Source organism: Mycobacterium sp. 1081908.1 (assembly GCF_001673535.1).
GTDB lineage: Bacteria > Actinomycetota > Actinomycetes > Mycobacteriales > Mycobacteriaceae > Mycobacterium.
In genome coordinates this window covers 17,221-31,267 of sequence record NZ_LZLY01000008.1, presented here as the reverse complement: position 1 = coordinate 31,267, position 14,047 = coordinate 17,221, and the positions used below count along the sequence as shown (strand labels likewise).

Genomic DNA, 14,047 nt, shown 5'->3' with positions numbered 1-14,047 from the left:
GCCAAAATCGGCTTCATGGCATCCACTCGCCTGGCGGCGTCGCGTGCGTGGCTGGCGGCGGGAACCGTGTTGCTCACGGTGGCGGCCTGCGGGTCGGACCCGCCGCCCCCGCTGTCGGTGCCGCCGCTGAAGGAGCTGACCACCGGCGCCGGGACGGTCCTGACCATCTCACCGGGCCAGCTGTTGACCGCCACCAACGGCGTCACGCCGGTGGCGTTCGGCAAGCCCGCGCACGGCAGCGTTGCCTACGGCGCCTACGGGGCGATGATTTACACCCCGGACCCCGGCTTCACCGGCACCGATCAGCTCCCGGTCACCGTCAGCCACGCCGTCCGGGTCTACGCCGAGGACGAGACGCCGCTGCTCATCGTCGGCGAGGTCGCCGTGCAGGCCAACGCGCACGGCTCCGCGATCGCCGCGGTGCCCGGCAGCGCCGACGAAATCTACGGCCTGTCGGATCGCGGCCCGAACGTCGACGGGCGCACCGCGGGCGAAAAGGTGCTTCCCATACCGACTTTCCATCCGCAGATCGCCAAGCTCAAACTGCGCGACGGCGTCGCGTCGCTGGAGCAGATCATCACGCTGACCGGAAAGGACGGCGCGCCGCTCGTCGGCGTCACCGACCCGCTGGCGTCGACCGGCGAGTCGCTCCTCGACCTCAACGGCAATCGGCTGCCGCCGTCTGATCACGGCCTGGACAGCGAGGGCCTGGTCGCCATGCCCGACGGCACGTTCTGGGTCTCCGACGAGTACGGCCCGTTCGTCGTCCACTTCGACGCCAACGGCAAAGAGCTGGAACGCCTTTCGCCGTATGACGGCACGCTGCCCAGTGAACTGGCGCTGCGCGGCCCGAACCAGGGGATGGAGGGGCTGACCATCACCCCCGACGGCGGCACGCTGGTGGGCATCATGCAGTCGGCCCTGCACACGCCCGGCCTCGCCGGGTCGACCAGATCCGTTCCGATCACCCGCATCGTGACCATCAACCTCGCCAACCGCGGCGACGTGCACGAGTATCTCTATCCGCTGGCCGACCCGCAGCACACGAAGGTCGCGGTGTCGGAGATCACCGCCGTCAGCGCGACCACGTTCCTGGTCGACGAACGTGACGACCGGCCGCAGCCCGACGGCAACAAGAAGATCTACGCGGCCGACATCTCCGGGGCCACCGACGTCGGGCCGCGCTCGACGGTGCCGGGAGCGACCTATCGGGCTGACGGCGGCGGCCTGCTGATCGACGGCGTCCCGATCGAGACGTTCGTCGGCGTGAGCACCGACGCGGCGGCCACCGACAAACTCAAGGCCGCGGGAATCGCCCTCCCCGCCAAGACGCTCAAGCTCGATCTGGGAGGCCTGGTTCGTTCGCTGTCCCCGAACGGTGATTTCTTCGGACACGACCACGTCGAAGGGCTCATCAGCCGGGACGGCGGTAACACGCTAATGCTGGCCAACGACAGCGATTTTGGCGTCGAAGGACTGCCCGGTGGGCCGGCCGCCACCCCGCCGTTTCAACTCAAGCCCAAGATGCTGCCCAACGGCACCCAGGACAGCGGCGAGATCCTGGTGGTCGACACCACCAAGCTGCCCGCCACGACGGAGTCCGTCATGGTGCCCATCAAAGTCGGCTGAGCGGCCCCGACCTGCGCCCGCTCCGCCCGATGGCGCCGTTCGGATACGTTGGTTCCGGCGGGGCCACTGCGGCCACACCAGGAGCCTCGAAGGAGTTGCGATGAACGCACCCAGCCCGGACGCCATCCGCGCGGAAACCATCACCATCACCGGCCACGGCGGCGACGAGATCGAGGCCTACCGCGCGTCGCCGCTCGCCGAGGGATCGCGCGGCGGAATCGTGTGGATTCACCACATGCCCGGCTACGACCGGGAAACCAAGGAGTTCGTGCGCCGGCTCGCCGTCAGCGGCTATCACGCCGTCGCCCCCAACCTGTACTCGCGCGAGGCCCCGGGCGCCGCTCCCGACGACGCCGCCGCGACGGTGCGGGCCGCCGGCGGCGTGCCCGACGAGCGACTGGTCGGTGACGTCGCGGGCGCGGTCGAGCACCTACGTTCCCTGCCGGGCGCCAACGGGAAGTTCGGCGTGATCGGGCACTGCTCGGGCGGGCGCCACGCGTTCCTGGCGGCGTGCTCGCTGCCGTTCGACGCCGCGGTGGACTGCTACGGCGCGTTCATCGTCGAGGACCTCCCGGAGGGCATGCCCAAGGCCATGCAGCCGATCCTGCACCTGGCGCCGAAGCTGAGCTGCCCGATGCTCGGGCTGTTCGGGGCCGACGACAGGTTCCCGGCGCCGCCCGCGGTGGCCACCCTGGACGCCGAGCTGACCAAATTCGACAAGCCGCACGCCTTTGTCTCCTATGACGGCGCGGGCCATTCGTTCTTCTCCGTCGACCGGCCGGCGTACCGGCCGGAGGCGGCCGTGGACGGCTGGCGGCGCATCGACGAATTCTTCGCTAACCACCTGAAAGGCTAGGCGTCCCAACACATGTGCACATACCTCACCGAACACGTACGGATCGACGGCAGCGGCAAGGGCAGGACCGGCTGGTTCGGCGCCACCCGCGCCACGGTGTACGTCGACCACCCCGTCCACGCGCCCTACGGCCACACGGTCAACATCGACGTGATCAACCCGGAGCTGGGCCCGTCGGCGCGCGTCGCGCTCGAGCTCACCGAGGAGAGCGCGCTGGCCCTGGCCGGCGCCATCCACAAGGCGATCGCCAACGCGCCGGCCGGGCTCGCCTCGAAGGACCAGCCGTGAGCGCCGAGCGCGACTACCCACAGATGGCCGCCACCCGCGGCCGCATCGAGCCCGCACCGCGCCGGGTCCGCGGCTACCTCGGTCACGACCTGGTCTTCGACACCACCGCGGCGCGCTACGTGTGGGAAGTGCCTTACTACCCCGCCTATTACGTGCCGCTCGCGGACGTCCGTGCGGAATTCCTGCGCGACGAGGACCACCCGCAGAAGGTGCAGCTCGGCCCGTCGCGGCTGCACTCGCTGGTTGGCGGCGGCCAGACCTATCCCTCGGCGGCGCGGGTGTTCGACGCCGACGGCGACGGCCCCGTCGCGGGCACCGTGCGATTCGAATGGGATCCGTTGCGGTGGTTCGAGGAAGACGAGCCGATCTACGGCCACCCACGCAATCCCTATTCGCGGGTCGACGCGCTGCGCTCGCACCGGCGCGTCCGCGTCGAGCTCGAAGGAACCGTGCTGGCCGACACCCGATCCCCGGTGCTCCTGTTCGAAACCGGGCTGCCCACACGGTATTACATCGATCCGACCGACATCGCGTTCGAGCATCTCGAACCCAGCCCGACGCAGACGCTGTGTCCGTACAAGGGCGTGACATCGGGCTACTGGTCGGTGCGGGTGGGCGATACCGCGCATCCGGACCTGGCGTGGACGTATCACTATCCGCTCCCGGCGGTCGGCCAGATCGCCGGCCTGGTGGCGTTTTACAACGAGAAGGTCGACATCACCGTCGACGGCGTGGCTTTTCCCCGGCCGCAGACCCAGTTCGGCTGACCACGAGCTTCACGTCGCGCCGCGGGACGACGGCGATGCCGCGCGGCACCGAGCGGGGCGGCTGTCTGCGGCGCTCGCGCCGCGGCATGGTCAGCTCCGCCGCGCGCATGATGGTGCCCACCGCGATTGCCATTTCGTAGTTGGCGAAGGCCGCGCCCACGCAGCGCCGGTGGCCGCCGCCGAAGGGCAGGTATTCGAAGGGCGCCGGCCTGCCGGCGAGAAAGCGATCGGGATCGAACCGGTAGGGATCGCGCCACAGTTCGGCGCTGAAATGGATGGCCGGCAGGGCGATTCCGACGATGTCGCCGCCGCGGTACCGCACCGGCCCGATGGATTGCGGTTCGATGAGCTTGCGCAACACGATCGGCACCGCGGGGTGCATTCGCAGCGTCTCCTTGATGACCGCGGACAGGTAGGGCAGCTTGGGCATCTCGTGCGGCGCGGGATTTGCGGAGAGCTCGTCGGCGAGTCGTGCCCGGACGCGGGTGTCGCGGTGAATGTGGTACAGCGCCCACGCCAGCGCGGCGGCCGTGGTGTCGTGGCCGGCGATCACCATGGTCCGCAGCTGTTGCTGGAGATCGTCGTCGTCGAGACCCGATCGCGCGTGGGCGTTTTCGCGCAACAGGTCGCCCAGCACCGCGTCGCCACCGGGACAGCTGCGGCCGCGCTCCATCTGGCCGGTGAGCATGCTCTGGAATTCGGTGCGCAGGCGCACCAGCCGGGCCCACGGGCCCAGGCCGGCGAAGTTTCTGCGCAGGGCCGGCACCAGCAGCAGCGCTGCGGTGTTCGCGTTCATCAGCGCGGATACCACGCCGGCGTACCGTTCGGCGCGCTCGTGGTCCACCCCGAGCACCGTCTCGACGATGATGCGCAGCGTGATCGCCTGGGACGCGCGGTGCAGCGCCACCCGGTCACCCGGGCGCCACGACTCCACCTCGGCGAGCACCGCCGCGGAGATCGAGTCCGCACGCCGGCGCATGTGGGCCCCGTGAAACGCCGGCGACAGCAGGCGGCGTTGCACGTGATGGTGCTCGCCGGAGGTCAAGATCACCGAATCCGGCCCGACGATCGGCTCGATCGGATTCGGCGTCGGCGCGCACAGGGCCTCGCGCGGCGTGGTCAACAGCTGGCGCGCCTCCAGCGCGGTAGCGACGAAGTGCACGGGGCCGAGGCCGGGGAATATCACCACGAATGGGTCGCGGCGGTCGGCGCGGCGACGAAAGTAGGATTCCGGGTCGAGCCCGACGCGTAGCGATCGCGCCCAGTCGCGCAATCGATGTACGCGCGCCTCCGGCAAATCCGTCGACGCGGGCGGCCTCGCCGCTGTCAATGATTGCGTCATACCCAGTTGACACGATCAACTCGGTTGATTAGTTCAACAAAGCATTTTGCTCACATGTTGAATAGCGGTGTAGATAACGGTAATACGAAAATTAAGCGTTAGCTGGCGTCATCGGAGCCGACGCGACGGCACGGCGGTTTCGAGTTCCGCGACGATGCGGCGGGCGACGTTTCTGGATTGCTTGGCGACGTAGCCGAGTAGCCCCGGCCGGGATTGAAAGCCGATGAACCGCAGGCCCGCCGCGGCCGGCGTTTCGCCGGTGGCCGACGGCAGGCCGCGCTCGTCGAGCACCCCGAGGTGACCCATCACGGGTTCCAGGCCGCGCCGGTAGCCGGTCGCGCAGATGACCGCGTCCGGTTCCAGGCGTCGTCCGTCGACCAACCGGACGCCGCGAGCGTCGAATCGCTCGATGGTCGGGACCACCTCGAACGAACCGTCGCGGATCGCGTCGATCACATCCCGGTCGACGATCGCGGGTGCGCGGCCCAGCCGGATCCCGCGGGCGAACACGCCTTCGGACGGTGTCGGTAACCCGTACGCGCCAAGGTCTCCGATGCTCAATCGGCGTCCCAGCGTCGCCAACGCATCGGCGAGCGGAACCGGCGCGCGGAACAGCGGCGTCGCGATCAGGTCCGAGGGCAGCCCGCCCGGCAACGAGCGCAGCATGATGTTCGGCGGCGTCCGCACCGCCAGCCACGCCTTACGCGCCCCACCGGTGGCCACGTCGTGCACGATCTCCAGCGCCGACGACCCGGCCCCCACCACGAGCACGCGCTCGTCGCGGTGGGGTGCGGGGTTGCGGTACGCCGACGAATGCAGCACGCGGCCCTCGAAGCCGTCGAGGCCCGGCCAAGCGGGCATCAGCGGCGTGTGCTCGTATCCGGTCGCCATGACCACCTGGCGGCAGGCGATGTCGCCGGATGTGCTTCGCAACAACCAGCCGTCACCGTGGCGGTCGATCCGGCAGACCTCGGTGGCGAGCCGCAACTCGATCCCGTCCTCGCGGGAGTGCCTTTCGAGGTGCTCGACGACTTGATCGCGGGTCGGAAAGATCGGCGTGTCCTTGGGATAGGGCCGACCGGGAAGATGCGAAAACTGTTTGCAGGTATTGAGTTTCAGCCTGTCGTAGCGACCACGCCAGGACGAGCCCACCGCGTCGGCACGGTCGATCAGCAGTGGCCGCACGCCACGATCGCGCAGGCTCAGTGCCATCGACACCCCCGCGGCACCGGCGCCGACGACGACGACCTGGTGCTCCAACGTTTCGGTCTTGACGAGCCGCACCACGCCCGTCGGACCGCTCAGCCGCGAATCCCGTTGCATAGCTTTCCTGTCCACCGACGTCCAGCATGTGGCCCTGGGCGGGCCTCGTGAACCGGCCTATATAACTCCGACGATGTTGCGGCACAATTGGTTCAGCATCGCCCAGAATCGTGGCCCTATTTGACTCGTGCGAAATTGCCGGTCGCCCAAGGTAATTCCCGACTCGCGCCGCCGGCCTACCGGACGCCCCGACCGGGGGCCTGGAGGGGCCGGCTCGCGGTGAACAAATGAAATCAGGATTTAAACCGTTGCATACACGGCCGAAACAATCCGGGCAAAGGCTTCACGCGTCTACGGCGTCACTTTCGCACCGCAGCTGATGATAGCCCGACGGCTCGAATTGGGGTGTGTCTGAACCATGTTGCCCTATCCCGATTGGCTGAATCCCGGAGACAACGCCTGGCAATTGGTGGCCGCGACCCTCGTCGGCCTGATGAGCATCCCAGGCATCGCCGTGCTGTACGGCGGCATCGTGCAGAAGAAGTGGGCCGTCAACACCATGCTGATGGCCTTCACCGGCTTCTCGCTGGTGCTGGTGGTGTGGGTGCTGTGGGGTTTCAAGATGGGTTTCGGCGAGCCGCTCAAGCTCGGCCCGGGCATCCTGCGGGCCGCGGTGGGAATCCCCCACACCATCCTGAGCAGCAACAACCAGGAGCAGGCCGTCATCCCCCTGTTGGACGGCGCCATGCCGAAATTCCGCTTCTCGCAGACCACGCTGGCCTACTTCCAGTTCGTGTTCGCCGCCATCACGCCGCTGCTCTTCCTCGGCAGCGTCATCGGCCGGATGAGCTTCAAGGTGTGGCTCATCTTCGTGCCGCTGTGGTCGACGATCGCGTACTCGGTCAACGCGTTCCTGTTGTGGGGCGGCGGCTGGTGGGCGCAGGCGGGTGCCCTGGACTACAGCGGTGGATACGTGATTCACCTGGCTGCCGGGACGACGGGATTCGTCGCCGCCGCGGTGATCGGCCCGAGGCTCGCGCGCGACCGGGAACGGGCCGTGCCGAACAACCTTCCCCTGGCCGCGGTCGGCGCCGGTGTCCTGTGGCTGGGCTGGAACGGGTTCAACGGCGGCGACCCGTACTTCTCGGGAGCCGACGCGTCGCTGGCGGTGCTCAACACCAACCTCACCACCGCCGTCGCGCTGCTCACCTGGGTGCTGTGGGACATCTTCGCGAGCAGGCAGCGCAAGCCGACGTTCCTCGGCGCGATCAACGGCATGATCACCGGGTTGGTCGCCATCACCCCGGCCGCCGGCTTCGTCAACAGCTTCGGCGCGATGATCATCGGCGTCGTCGCCTCGTCCCTGGTCTGGATGTCCTGGAACTGGCTCGGCAGGACCCGATTGTTCAAGAAGGTCGACGACACACTCGGCGTCTTCCACACCCACGGCGTGGCGGGCCTGTCGGGTGGGTTACTCGTCGGGGTGCTCGCCGACCCCAAGATCGTCGAATACCTTGGCGGCGGTGCGGGATCCGACGTCACGTTCTCCGGCTGGCTGTGGGGTCACCACCCCAAACAGATTTTGATCCAGGCCGGTGCCGCCGCCACGGTCATCGTCTGGGACGCGATCGTCACGTTCGTCATCCTGAAAGTCCTCGGCCTCTTCATGAAGCTGAGGCTTCCCGATGAGGTCCTGGAAACCGGCGACCTCGGCGTGCACGACGAGGAGGCCTACCCCGACGAGGGTCTCGTCACCGGTCGGCGGGTCGAGCCGCTGGTGCCCGCGCGGACCGAGGCGGCCGCCGCGCAGCCCGCCGAAACCGCCGACGATTGAGTGGTGAAGCCATGAAGCTGGTCACCGCGATCGTCAAGCCCTTCACGCTCGACGACGTCAGGCACGCCGTGGAGGCCGTGGGGGTGCTGGGCCTGACCGTGACCGAGGTCCAGGGGTATGGCCGCCAGCGGGGCCACACCGAGGTCTACCGCGGAGCCGAGTACGCAGTCGAGTTCGTTCCCAAAGTCCGCGTCGAGGTGCTCGTCGACGAGGCTTTCGCCGACCGAGTTGTGGAGGCGATCCTCGGCGCCGCGCGCACCGGGAAGATCGGCGACGGCAAGGTTTGGGTTTCGCCGGTGCAGACGGTAATTCGCATCCGGACCGGCGAACGCGACCACGACGCGCTCTGAGCGGTGGCTCAGGCCGCCGCCGGCAACCGGCCCGGCTTGTAACCGAACACCGCCGAGGTGGGACCCACGAGATGTCGCACCTTGACGCGAGTGAAGCCGCCTGCGCCAAGCAGTTCCGCGCAGGCGGCGGTGGAGGCTTCGTAGCCCTCCCGCGACTCCATCATGATATTGAGGCTCGACAGCAGGCTCATGTAGTTGTTGCCCCGGTTCTTCAGCCGCCCAGACTGAATCATCGCGTCGTACACGATGATTGCGCCGCCGGGGGGAGTCGCCGCATAGGCCTTCGCCACCAGCTCCTGGCGGATCTCGTGGTTGCGCCCGTGGAACACGTGCCCGAACGAAATCACGTCGGCCCGCGGCAGCGGACTTTCGAGGAAGTCTCCCTCGACGAAGTCCAATCGGCGGCCCAGGTCGAACGACTCGACATATTCCTCGAAGATCGGTCGCACGGCGGGAAAGTCGAAACCCGTGCCGCGCAGGTGTCGGTGGGTCAGTGCGACCCGCACCGGAAACGCGCCCTGGGCGCTACCGACGTCGCAAAACGTGCGAAAGCGCCGCCAAGGAAACCGGGCCGCCAGCAGCGTCGCCTCCCCGGTCGAGATGCCCGTCATCCCGGCCAGAAAGCCCTTGAGCGCCAACGGATCACGATAAAGCATGGAAAAGAACTCGTTATCGCCGCGTTCCTCTTCGGCGCCGGGACGGCCGGTGCGAAGGAGATCGTCCAGACTCGACCAAAGGCCGTAGAGGCGCTTGCTCGACAACTCCATCAGGCCACCGACATAGCTCGGCTTGGTCCGGTCCAGGAACATCGCGCTGCGAAACGTGTTGGTGTACCGGCCCGTTCGGTCGCGCCGCAGCAACCCCGCGGCAACCAGGGCGTCCAGCGCCGTGGTCGCGGCACGTGGGTGCCAGCCGAGGGCGTCGGCCAGCTCCTGTTCGGTGGCCGCTCCGTTGGCCAACTCGGTGAAGACGCCCGATTCGACCGCGGAAAGTATCAGTCGCGAGGACCAGAAGGACATGCCCATCCGAACGATGTCCTCCGGGCCGGCAAAGCGGCGCAACAGGGGGCCGAGGATGGGATTCTGGAAGACGCGCATCAACCGGCGCTCACGGCGGATGTCCTGCGCGCGGTTGCGCACCAACGGTGTGGAACCTACGTCGAGCGTCATGCTGGCAAGCCCTTCCGATCGAAACCGGGTCTTTGCGGTAGACGTTGCGGGGGGCTCGGTGGTTCAGCGCGCACGGGGGAGACGACGGCCCCCATGCTGGACAGGGACCCGTTCCATTGGCGAACACGAGGCCGCGCCAGGTGAATTGCTGTGGGCCGGTGACACGCTCAAGCGAGCAAGGTGTGACATTCACCTCGTCAATCGATAAATAATAAGATTTCCCTTATTTATGGACGCCTGTCCACTGCCCCGGACGGCCGGCTGGTTGGGCGAAAAAGGCTGTCTACCAAGACGTATTCGCCTCGCCGTCGAATCGCCCACGACTAATTGCTGGAGCACGGCTGCGGCGCAATCGCGTTTATTAAGGTGACCTGTATCACAGCGCTCGTGGAGAAATATTTTTGCCCGGAATTTCGTCGGTAAAATTTGTTAAAAGAAACCATCTCTGGGTGCTGTAACGCGGTTTATCCAGGGCCGCAGGTGCGACACGGCGAGGCTTTGATTGCTGTGAACGCCCGCGGACGTACCACGAGCGAAGGCGGTGCCAGCATGCGCGACTTGAACCACCGGAAGGCCACCGGCCAGGGCGGGGCCATCGAGTTGGGCGCGGCGGCGGGATTTCCGGTCGTCGCGCGGATCGCGGTGCGCCAAGGTCCGATCAGCGGCATCGCCGCCAGCCCGGACGGCACCCGGCTGGTGGTGGCCAACTATGGCTACGACAGCGTCTCGGTCATCGACACCGACACCTGCCGCGTCGTGCAGACCGTCGCCGGCCTGCCCGAGCCCTTCGCGCTCGCCGTGGGCCGTCGCGACACCAACCGCGCATACGTCAGCACCGTGACACCGGCGTATGACTCGATCGGGGTCATCGACCTGCCGACCAACACGGTCGTCGCGACGCATCCGCTGGCGTTCAGCGTCAGCGACTTGGCGGTCAGCCCCGACGGCGACCACGTCTACGCCAGCCGCCACGGCGCCGGCGGACCCGGCGTCGCCGTCCGCGACACCAGGACCGGCCGCACCGAGGAGATCGCCCTGCCGAACCGGCCCGGGACCGTCACGGAATGCGTCCGGTCCAGCGCGGACGGGAGCCGCCTCTACCTGGCGACCAACGGCCCCGGCGGCGGACAGCTCGCCCTGATCGACGCGCACGCGCCGGCCCGATCACGCCTCCTGAGCACCGTCGAGATCGGCCTGCCCATCCGCGACGTCGCGCTCAGCCCCAACGGCGCGCTCGCCTACGTGGCCAGTTGCGCCCCCGAACTGGGCGCCGTCATCGACGTCGTCGACACCCGGACCGCCAAGATCACCGGCACCAGCAAGATTAGCGAGATCGGTGGCATCCTCACCGCGCTGACGCTCAGCGGCGACGGCGATCGCGCCTACCTGGTCAGCGACGACGGCGTCACGGTGCTGTCCACACTCACCCACGACGTCGTCGGCACCATCGGGGTGGCCGGCCAGCCGTCGTGCGTGGTCGAGAGCGCCGACGCCAGGTACCTCTACGTTGCCGACTACTCCGGCACCGTCACCGTGGCGCCGGTCGCCTCGGTCGTCGCGCTGGGCATCGAGGTGACGGCGTCGTGTCACGAGAGCGAGCCGGCGGCCGAGTGGGCCGTGCCCGAGCTACTGCCGGCCGAACCCGCCCTGGCGTAGCCGGGCCCGCGCGGTAAACCGCGCAGAGCAAAACACGCGTTGTCAGGGAACCCGTTTTCTCGCGGCGGTGTGCGGCGATACGGTGCAGCGATGGACAGCACGATGCAGGACTATCCGCTGACGATCGCCGCGATCATGCGGCACGGCTGCGGTATCCACGGTGAACGCACTGTCACCACCGCGACGGGCGACGGGTATCGTCGGACCACCTACCGCAAGCTGGGCGAACAGGCCGCCCGGCTGGCGAACGCGCTGCGCGGCCTCGGGGTGACCGGGGACCAGCGCGTCGCGACGTTCATGTGGAACAACACCGAGCACCTGGCGACCTACCTCGCGGTCCCGTCGATGGGCGCCGTCCTGCACACGCTGAACATCCGGCTGTTCCCCGAGCAGATCGTTTTCGTGGCCAACGAGGCCGAGGACCGCGTCGTGCTGGTCGACGCGTCACTGGCCAAGCTGTTGGCACCGGTCCTGGGGGAGCTCAAGACCGTAGAGGCGGTGATCGTGGTCGGCGACGGGGACACGGCCGCGCTGGAGGCGTCCGGCAAGACCGTGCTGCGCTACGCCGAAGTGATCGACGCCGAGTCCACCGACTTCGACTGGCCCGACATCGACGAGACGTCCGCGGCCGCCATGTGCTACACCAGCGGCACCACCGGCAACCCGAAAGGCGTTGTCTACAGCCATCGTTCGAGCTTCCTGCACGCGATGGGCGGGTGCACCACCAACGGCATCGGCGTCGGGGCGGTCGACAGTGTGCTGCCGATCGTGCCGATGTTTCATGCCAACGCCTGGGGGCTGCCCTATTCGGCGCTGATGGCGGGGGCCGACCTGGTGCTGCCCGATTGCCACCTCGACGCCCGCTCGCTGATCGGCATGGTCGAGACCCAAAAGCCCACCGTCGCCGGCGCCGTGCCGACCATCTGGAACGACGTCCTGCACCGCCTGGAGGAAGAACCCGAACACGACATGTCCTCGCTGCGCCTGGTGGTCTGCGGCGGCTCGGCCGTCCCGGTGTCGCTGATGCGCACGTTCGAGGAGAAGCACGGCGTCCAGATCCGCCAGCTGTGGGGCATGACCGAAACGTCGCCGATGGCCACCATGGCCTGGCCGCCGCCGGGAACCCCGGAGGACCAGCACTGGGCGTTCCGCGCGACGCAGGGTCAACCGGTGTGCGGGGTGGAGATGCGCATCGTCGACGACGACGGCGCGGTGCTGCCCAACGACGGCGCCGCCGTCGGCGAGGTGGAGGTCCGGGGCCCGTGGATCACCGGCTCCTACTACCTCGGCCACGACGACTCGAAGTTCGACTCCGGCTGGTTGCGCACCGGCGACGTGGGCCGCATCGACGAGCGGGGCTTCGTCACGCTGACCGATCGGGCCAAGGACGTGATCAAGTCCGGCGGCGAATGGATCTCGTCGGTGGAGCTGGAGAACTGCCTGATCGCACACCCGCAGGTGCTCGAGGCCGCGGTCGTCGGGGTCCCCGACGACCGGTGGCAGGAACGGCCGCTGGCGGTCGTGGTGGCCAAGCATTCGTCGGTGAGCGCCGAGGATCTGCGAAAGTTCCTCGCGGACAAGGTGGCCCGGTGGTGGCTGCCCGAGCGGTGGACGTTCGTCGAGGAGATTCCGCGCACCAGCGTCGGCAAGTACGACAAGAAGGCCATCCGGGCGCGATACGCCGAGCACGGCTACTGGGTGGTCGAGGCGCGCGACTGAGTGGCCGGATCTCGTGCGCGAGTCGATCATGTTGTGGGCGAATGGATCTTTGCCCCGGCGGCGGGCGGGACCGAGATCACCTGGCGCTGGGACATCTACCCGAGGTCACCGCTGACATCGTGGGCCCTGCCGCTGTTCGGCCGAATCTGGAAGGGCCATGCGCGCCAAGCCCTGCGGGACCTCTCGGCGATGCTGACGGGCTGACTCCCCGAGATTTAATCCGTTGCGGTGCGCCGCGGCGCGTCGTCGCAACCATCTAAGTGTCGCGGGGCCAAGCGCCCGACCGCCTTTCGGTACGGTCGGAACCATGTGCCGACTTTTTGGCTTACACGCCGGGACGGACGTTTGCACCGCGACCTTCTGGTTGCTGAACGCCCCGGACAGCCTGTCCGCGCAGAGCCGCAAGAACCCGGACGGCACCGGGCTGGGTGTCTTTGACGCGCACGGCCGGCCGCAGCTGCACAAGGAGCCGATCGCGGCGTGGCAGGACGCCCAATTCGCCACGGAGGCGCACGAACTGACCGGGACGACCTTCGTGGCGCACGTCCGGTACGCGACGACGGGTTCGCTCGACGTCCGCAACACCCACCCGTTTCTGCAGGACGGCCGGATCTTCGCGCACAACGGCGTGGTCGAGGGGCTGGACGGCATCGACGAACGGCTCCGCGAACTCGGCACCGACGGCCTGGTCCTGGGCGACACCGATTCCGAGCGGGTGTTCGCCCTGATCACCGGTTCGATCCGCGGTCGCGGCGGTGACGAGACGGCGGGCCTCGTCGACGCCGTGCGATGGCTCGCGGGCAACGCGCCGATCTACGCGGTCAACGTCCTGCTGAGCACGGCCACCGACATGTGGGCGCTGCGCTACCCCGACGCCCACGAGCTCTATGTCCTGGACCGGCGACACCAGGGCGGAACGCCCGAATTCGACTTGCGGACGCACCGAATCCGCGCGCGGTCCGAGCATCTGTACGCCCGCTCGTCGGTGGTGTTCGCCAGCGAACCGATGGACGACGACCCGCGCTGGCGCCTGCTGGAACCCGGCGAGCTGGTCCACGTCGACGCCGGCCTGCGGGTCACCCGCCGCGTGGTGCTGCCCGACCCGCCCGCACACCCGGTTCGCCGGTCCGACCTGAGCGCGCCGGCCCAGGCGGCGCAGCACACGTCGGCGTAG

General features: G+C 68.3%; 12 protein-coding genes and 1 pseudogene. 10 read left to right on the top strand and 3 right to left on the bottom strand.

What is annotated here, in order from left to right; all coding sequences use genetic code 11:
- Positions 1-15 precede the first annotated feature (15 nt).
- From A5655_RS01305 to A5655_RS01290, 4 genes are all read left to right on the top strand, one after another.
- The gene (locus A5655_RS01305; RefSeq protein ID WP_082978419.1) at positions 16-1,629 is read left to right on the top strand and encodes an esterase-like activity of phytase family protein; all 1,614 of its coding nucleotides are present in this window, start codon (positions 16-18) and stop codon (positions 1,627-1,629) included.
- A 100-nt stretch (positions 1,630-1,729) separates the two neighbouring features.
- The gene (locus A5655_RS01300) at positions 1,730-2,485 is read left to right on the top strand and encodes a dienelactone hydrolase family protein (protein ID WP_067004735.1); all 756 of its coding nucleotides are present in this window, start codon (positions 1,730-1,732) and stop codon (positions 2,483-2,485) included.
- 12 nt (positions 2,486-2,497) lie between these two features.
- Complete coding sequence (locus A5655_RS01295; RefSeq protein WP_067004732.1) at positions 2,498-2,773, top strand: DUF6295 family protein; 276 nt, start codon at positions 2,498-2,500, stop codon at positions 2,771-2,773.
- A 23-nt stretch (positions 2,774-2,796) separates the two neighbouring features.
- On the top strand, positions 2,797-3,540 hold the full coding sequence (locus A5655_RS01290; RefSeq protein ID WP_067004795.1) for a DUF427 domain-containing protein: 744 nt from the start codon (positions 2,797-2,799) through the stop codon (positions 3,538-3,540).
- On the opposite strand, the gene A5655_RS01285 is transcribed toward A5655_RS01290, so the two are convergent.
- Together A5655_RS01285 and A5655_RS01280 are read right to left on the bottom strand one after the other, a co-directional pair.
- Positions 3,491-4,870, bottom strand: coding sequence for a cytochrome P450 (locus A5655_RS01285; RefSeq protein ID WP_231999041.1), 1,380 nt, complete (start codon positions 4,868-4,870; stop codon positions 3,491-3,493). The two genes, A5655_RS01290 and A5655_RS01285, sit on opposite strands and share 50 nt — an antisense overlap.
- Positions 4,871-4,990: 120 nt before the next feature.
- The gene (locus tag A5655_RS01280) at positions 4,991-6,094 is read right to left on the bottom strand and encodes an NAD(P)/FAD-dependent oxidoreductase (RefSeq protein ID WP_067004793.1); all 1,104 of its coding nucleotides are present in this window, start codon (positions 6,092-6,094) and stop codon (positions 4,991-4,993) included.
- Positions 6,095-6,563: 469 nt separating this feature from the next.
- Here A5655_RS01280 and A5655_RS01275 point away from each other — a divergent pair, with 469 nt between their 5' ends.
- Together A5655_RS01275 and A5655_RS01270 are read left to right on the top strand one after the other, a co-directional pair.
- The gene (locus A5655_RS01275; RefSeq protein ID WP_067004728.1) at positions 6,564-7,979 is read left to right on the top strand and encodes an ammonium transporter; all 1,416 of its coding nucleotides are present in this window, start codon (positions 6,564-6,566) and stop codon (positions 7,977-7,979) included.
- A gap of 11 nt (positions 7,980-7,990) precedes the next feature.
- Positions 7,991-8,329 carry a P-II family nitrogen regulator gene (locus A5655_RS01270; RefSeq protein WP_067004726.1) on the top strand — a complete coding sequence of 113 codons (339 nt, stop codon included), beginning with the start codon at positions 7,991-7,993 and terminating at the stop codon, positions 8,327-8,329.
- 8 nt (positions 8,330-8,337) lie between these two features.
- On the opposite strand, the gene A5655_RS01265 is transcribed toward A5655_RS01270, so the two are convergent.
- Entirely contained in the window at positions 8,338-9,498 is a 1,161-nt protein-coding gene (locus A5655_RS01265) for a methyltransferase (protein WP_082978416.1), read from the bottom strand.
- Between the two features lie 549 nt (positions 9,499-10,047).
- Between A5655_RS01265 and A5655_RS01260 the strand changes: the two genes are divergently transcribed.
- The 4 genes and pseudogenes from A5655_RS01260 (at position 10,048) to A5655_RS01245 (ending at position 14,047) form a co-directional block, all read left to right on the top strand.
- Complete coding sequence (locus A5655_RS01260; protein WP_067004790.1) at positions 10,048-11,154, top strand: YncE family protein; 1,107 nt, start codon at positions 10,048-10,050, stop codon at positions 11,152-11,154.
- 90 nt (positions 11,155-11,244) lie between these two features.
- Positions 11,245-12,873 carry a long-chain fatty acid--CoA ligase gene (locus tag A5655_RS01255; protein WP_067004724.1) on the top strand — a complete coding sequence of 543 codons (1,629 nt, stop codon included), beginning with the start codon at positions 11,245-11,247 and terminating at the stop codon, positions 12,871-12,873.
- Positions 12,874-12,894: 21 nt separating this feature from the next.
- A pseudogene (locus tag A5655_RS01250) lies at positions 12,895-13,077 on the top strand (SRPBCC family protein); the annotation flags it as partial.
- A 103-nt stretch (positions 13,078-13,180) separates the two neighbouring features.
- Positions 13,181-14,047, top strand: coding sequence for a class II glutamine amidotransferase (locus A5655_RS01245; protein WP_067004722.1), 867 nt, complete (start codon positions 13,181-13,183; stop codon positions 14,045-14,047).

Bases quoted from the DNA above. Each gene is read 5' to 3' on its own strand.
- A5655_RS01280 (WP_067004793.1), bottom strand. From the start codon at position 6,094: ATGGCACTGAGCCTGCGCGATCGTGGCGTGCGGCCACTGCTGATCGAC.
- A5655_RS01300 (WP_067004735.1), top strand. From the start codon at position 1,730: ATGAACGCACCCAGCCCGGACGCCATCCGCGCGGAAACCATCACCATC.
- A5655_RS01290 (WP_067004795.1), top strand. From the start codon at position 2,797: ATGGCCGCCACCCGCGGCCGCATCGAGCCCGCACCGCGCCGGGTCCGC.
- A5655_RS01245 (WP_067004722.1), top strand. From the start codon at position 13,181: ATGTGCCGACTTTTTGGCTTACACGCCGGGACGGACGTTTGCACCGCG.
- A5655_RS01305 (WP_082978419.1), top strand. From the start codon at position 16: ATGGCATCCACTCGCCTGGCGGCGTCGCGTGCGTGGCTGGCGGCGGGA.
- A5655_RS01265 (WP_082978416.1), bottom strand. From the start codon at position 9,498: ATGACGCTCGACGTAGGTTCCACACCGTTGGTGCGCAACCGCGCGCAG.
- A5655_RS01255 (WP_067004724.1), top strand. From the start codon at position 11,245: ATGGACAGCACGATGCAGGACTATCCGCTGACGATCGCCGCGATCATG.
- A5655_RS01275 (WP_067004728.1), top strand. From the start codon at position 6,564: ATGTTGCCCTATCCCGATTGGCTGAATCCCGGAGACAACGCCTGGCAA.
- A5655_RS01270 (WP_067004726.1), top strand. From the start codon at position 7,991: ATGAAGCTGGTCACCGCGATCGTCAAGCCCTTCACGCTCGACGACGTC.
- A5655_RS01260 (WP_067004790.1), top strand. From the start codon at position 10,048: ATGCGCGACTTGAACCACCGGAAGGCCACCGGCCAGGGCGGGGCCATC.
- A5655_RS01295 (WP_067004732.1), top strand. From the start codon at position 2,498: ATGTGCACATACCTCACCGAACACGTACGGATCGACGGCAGCGGCAAG.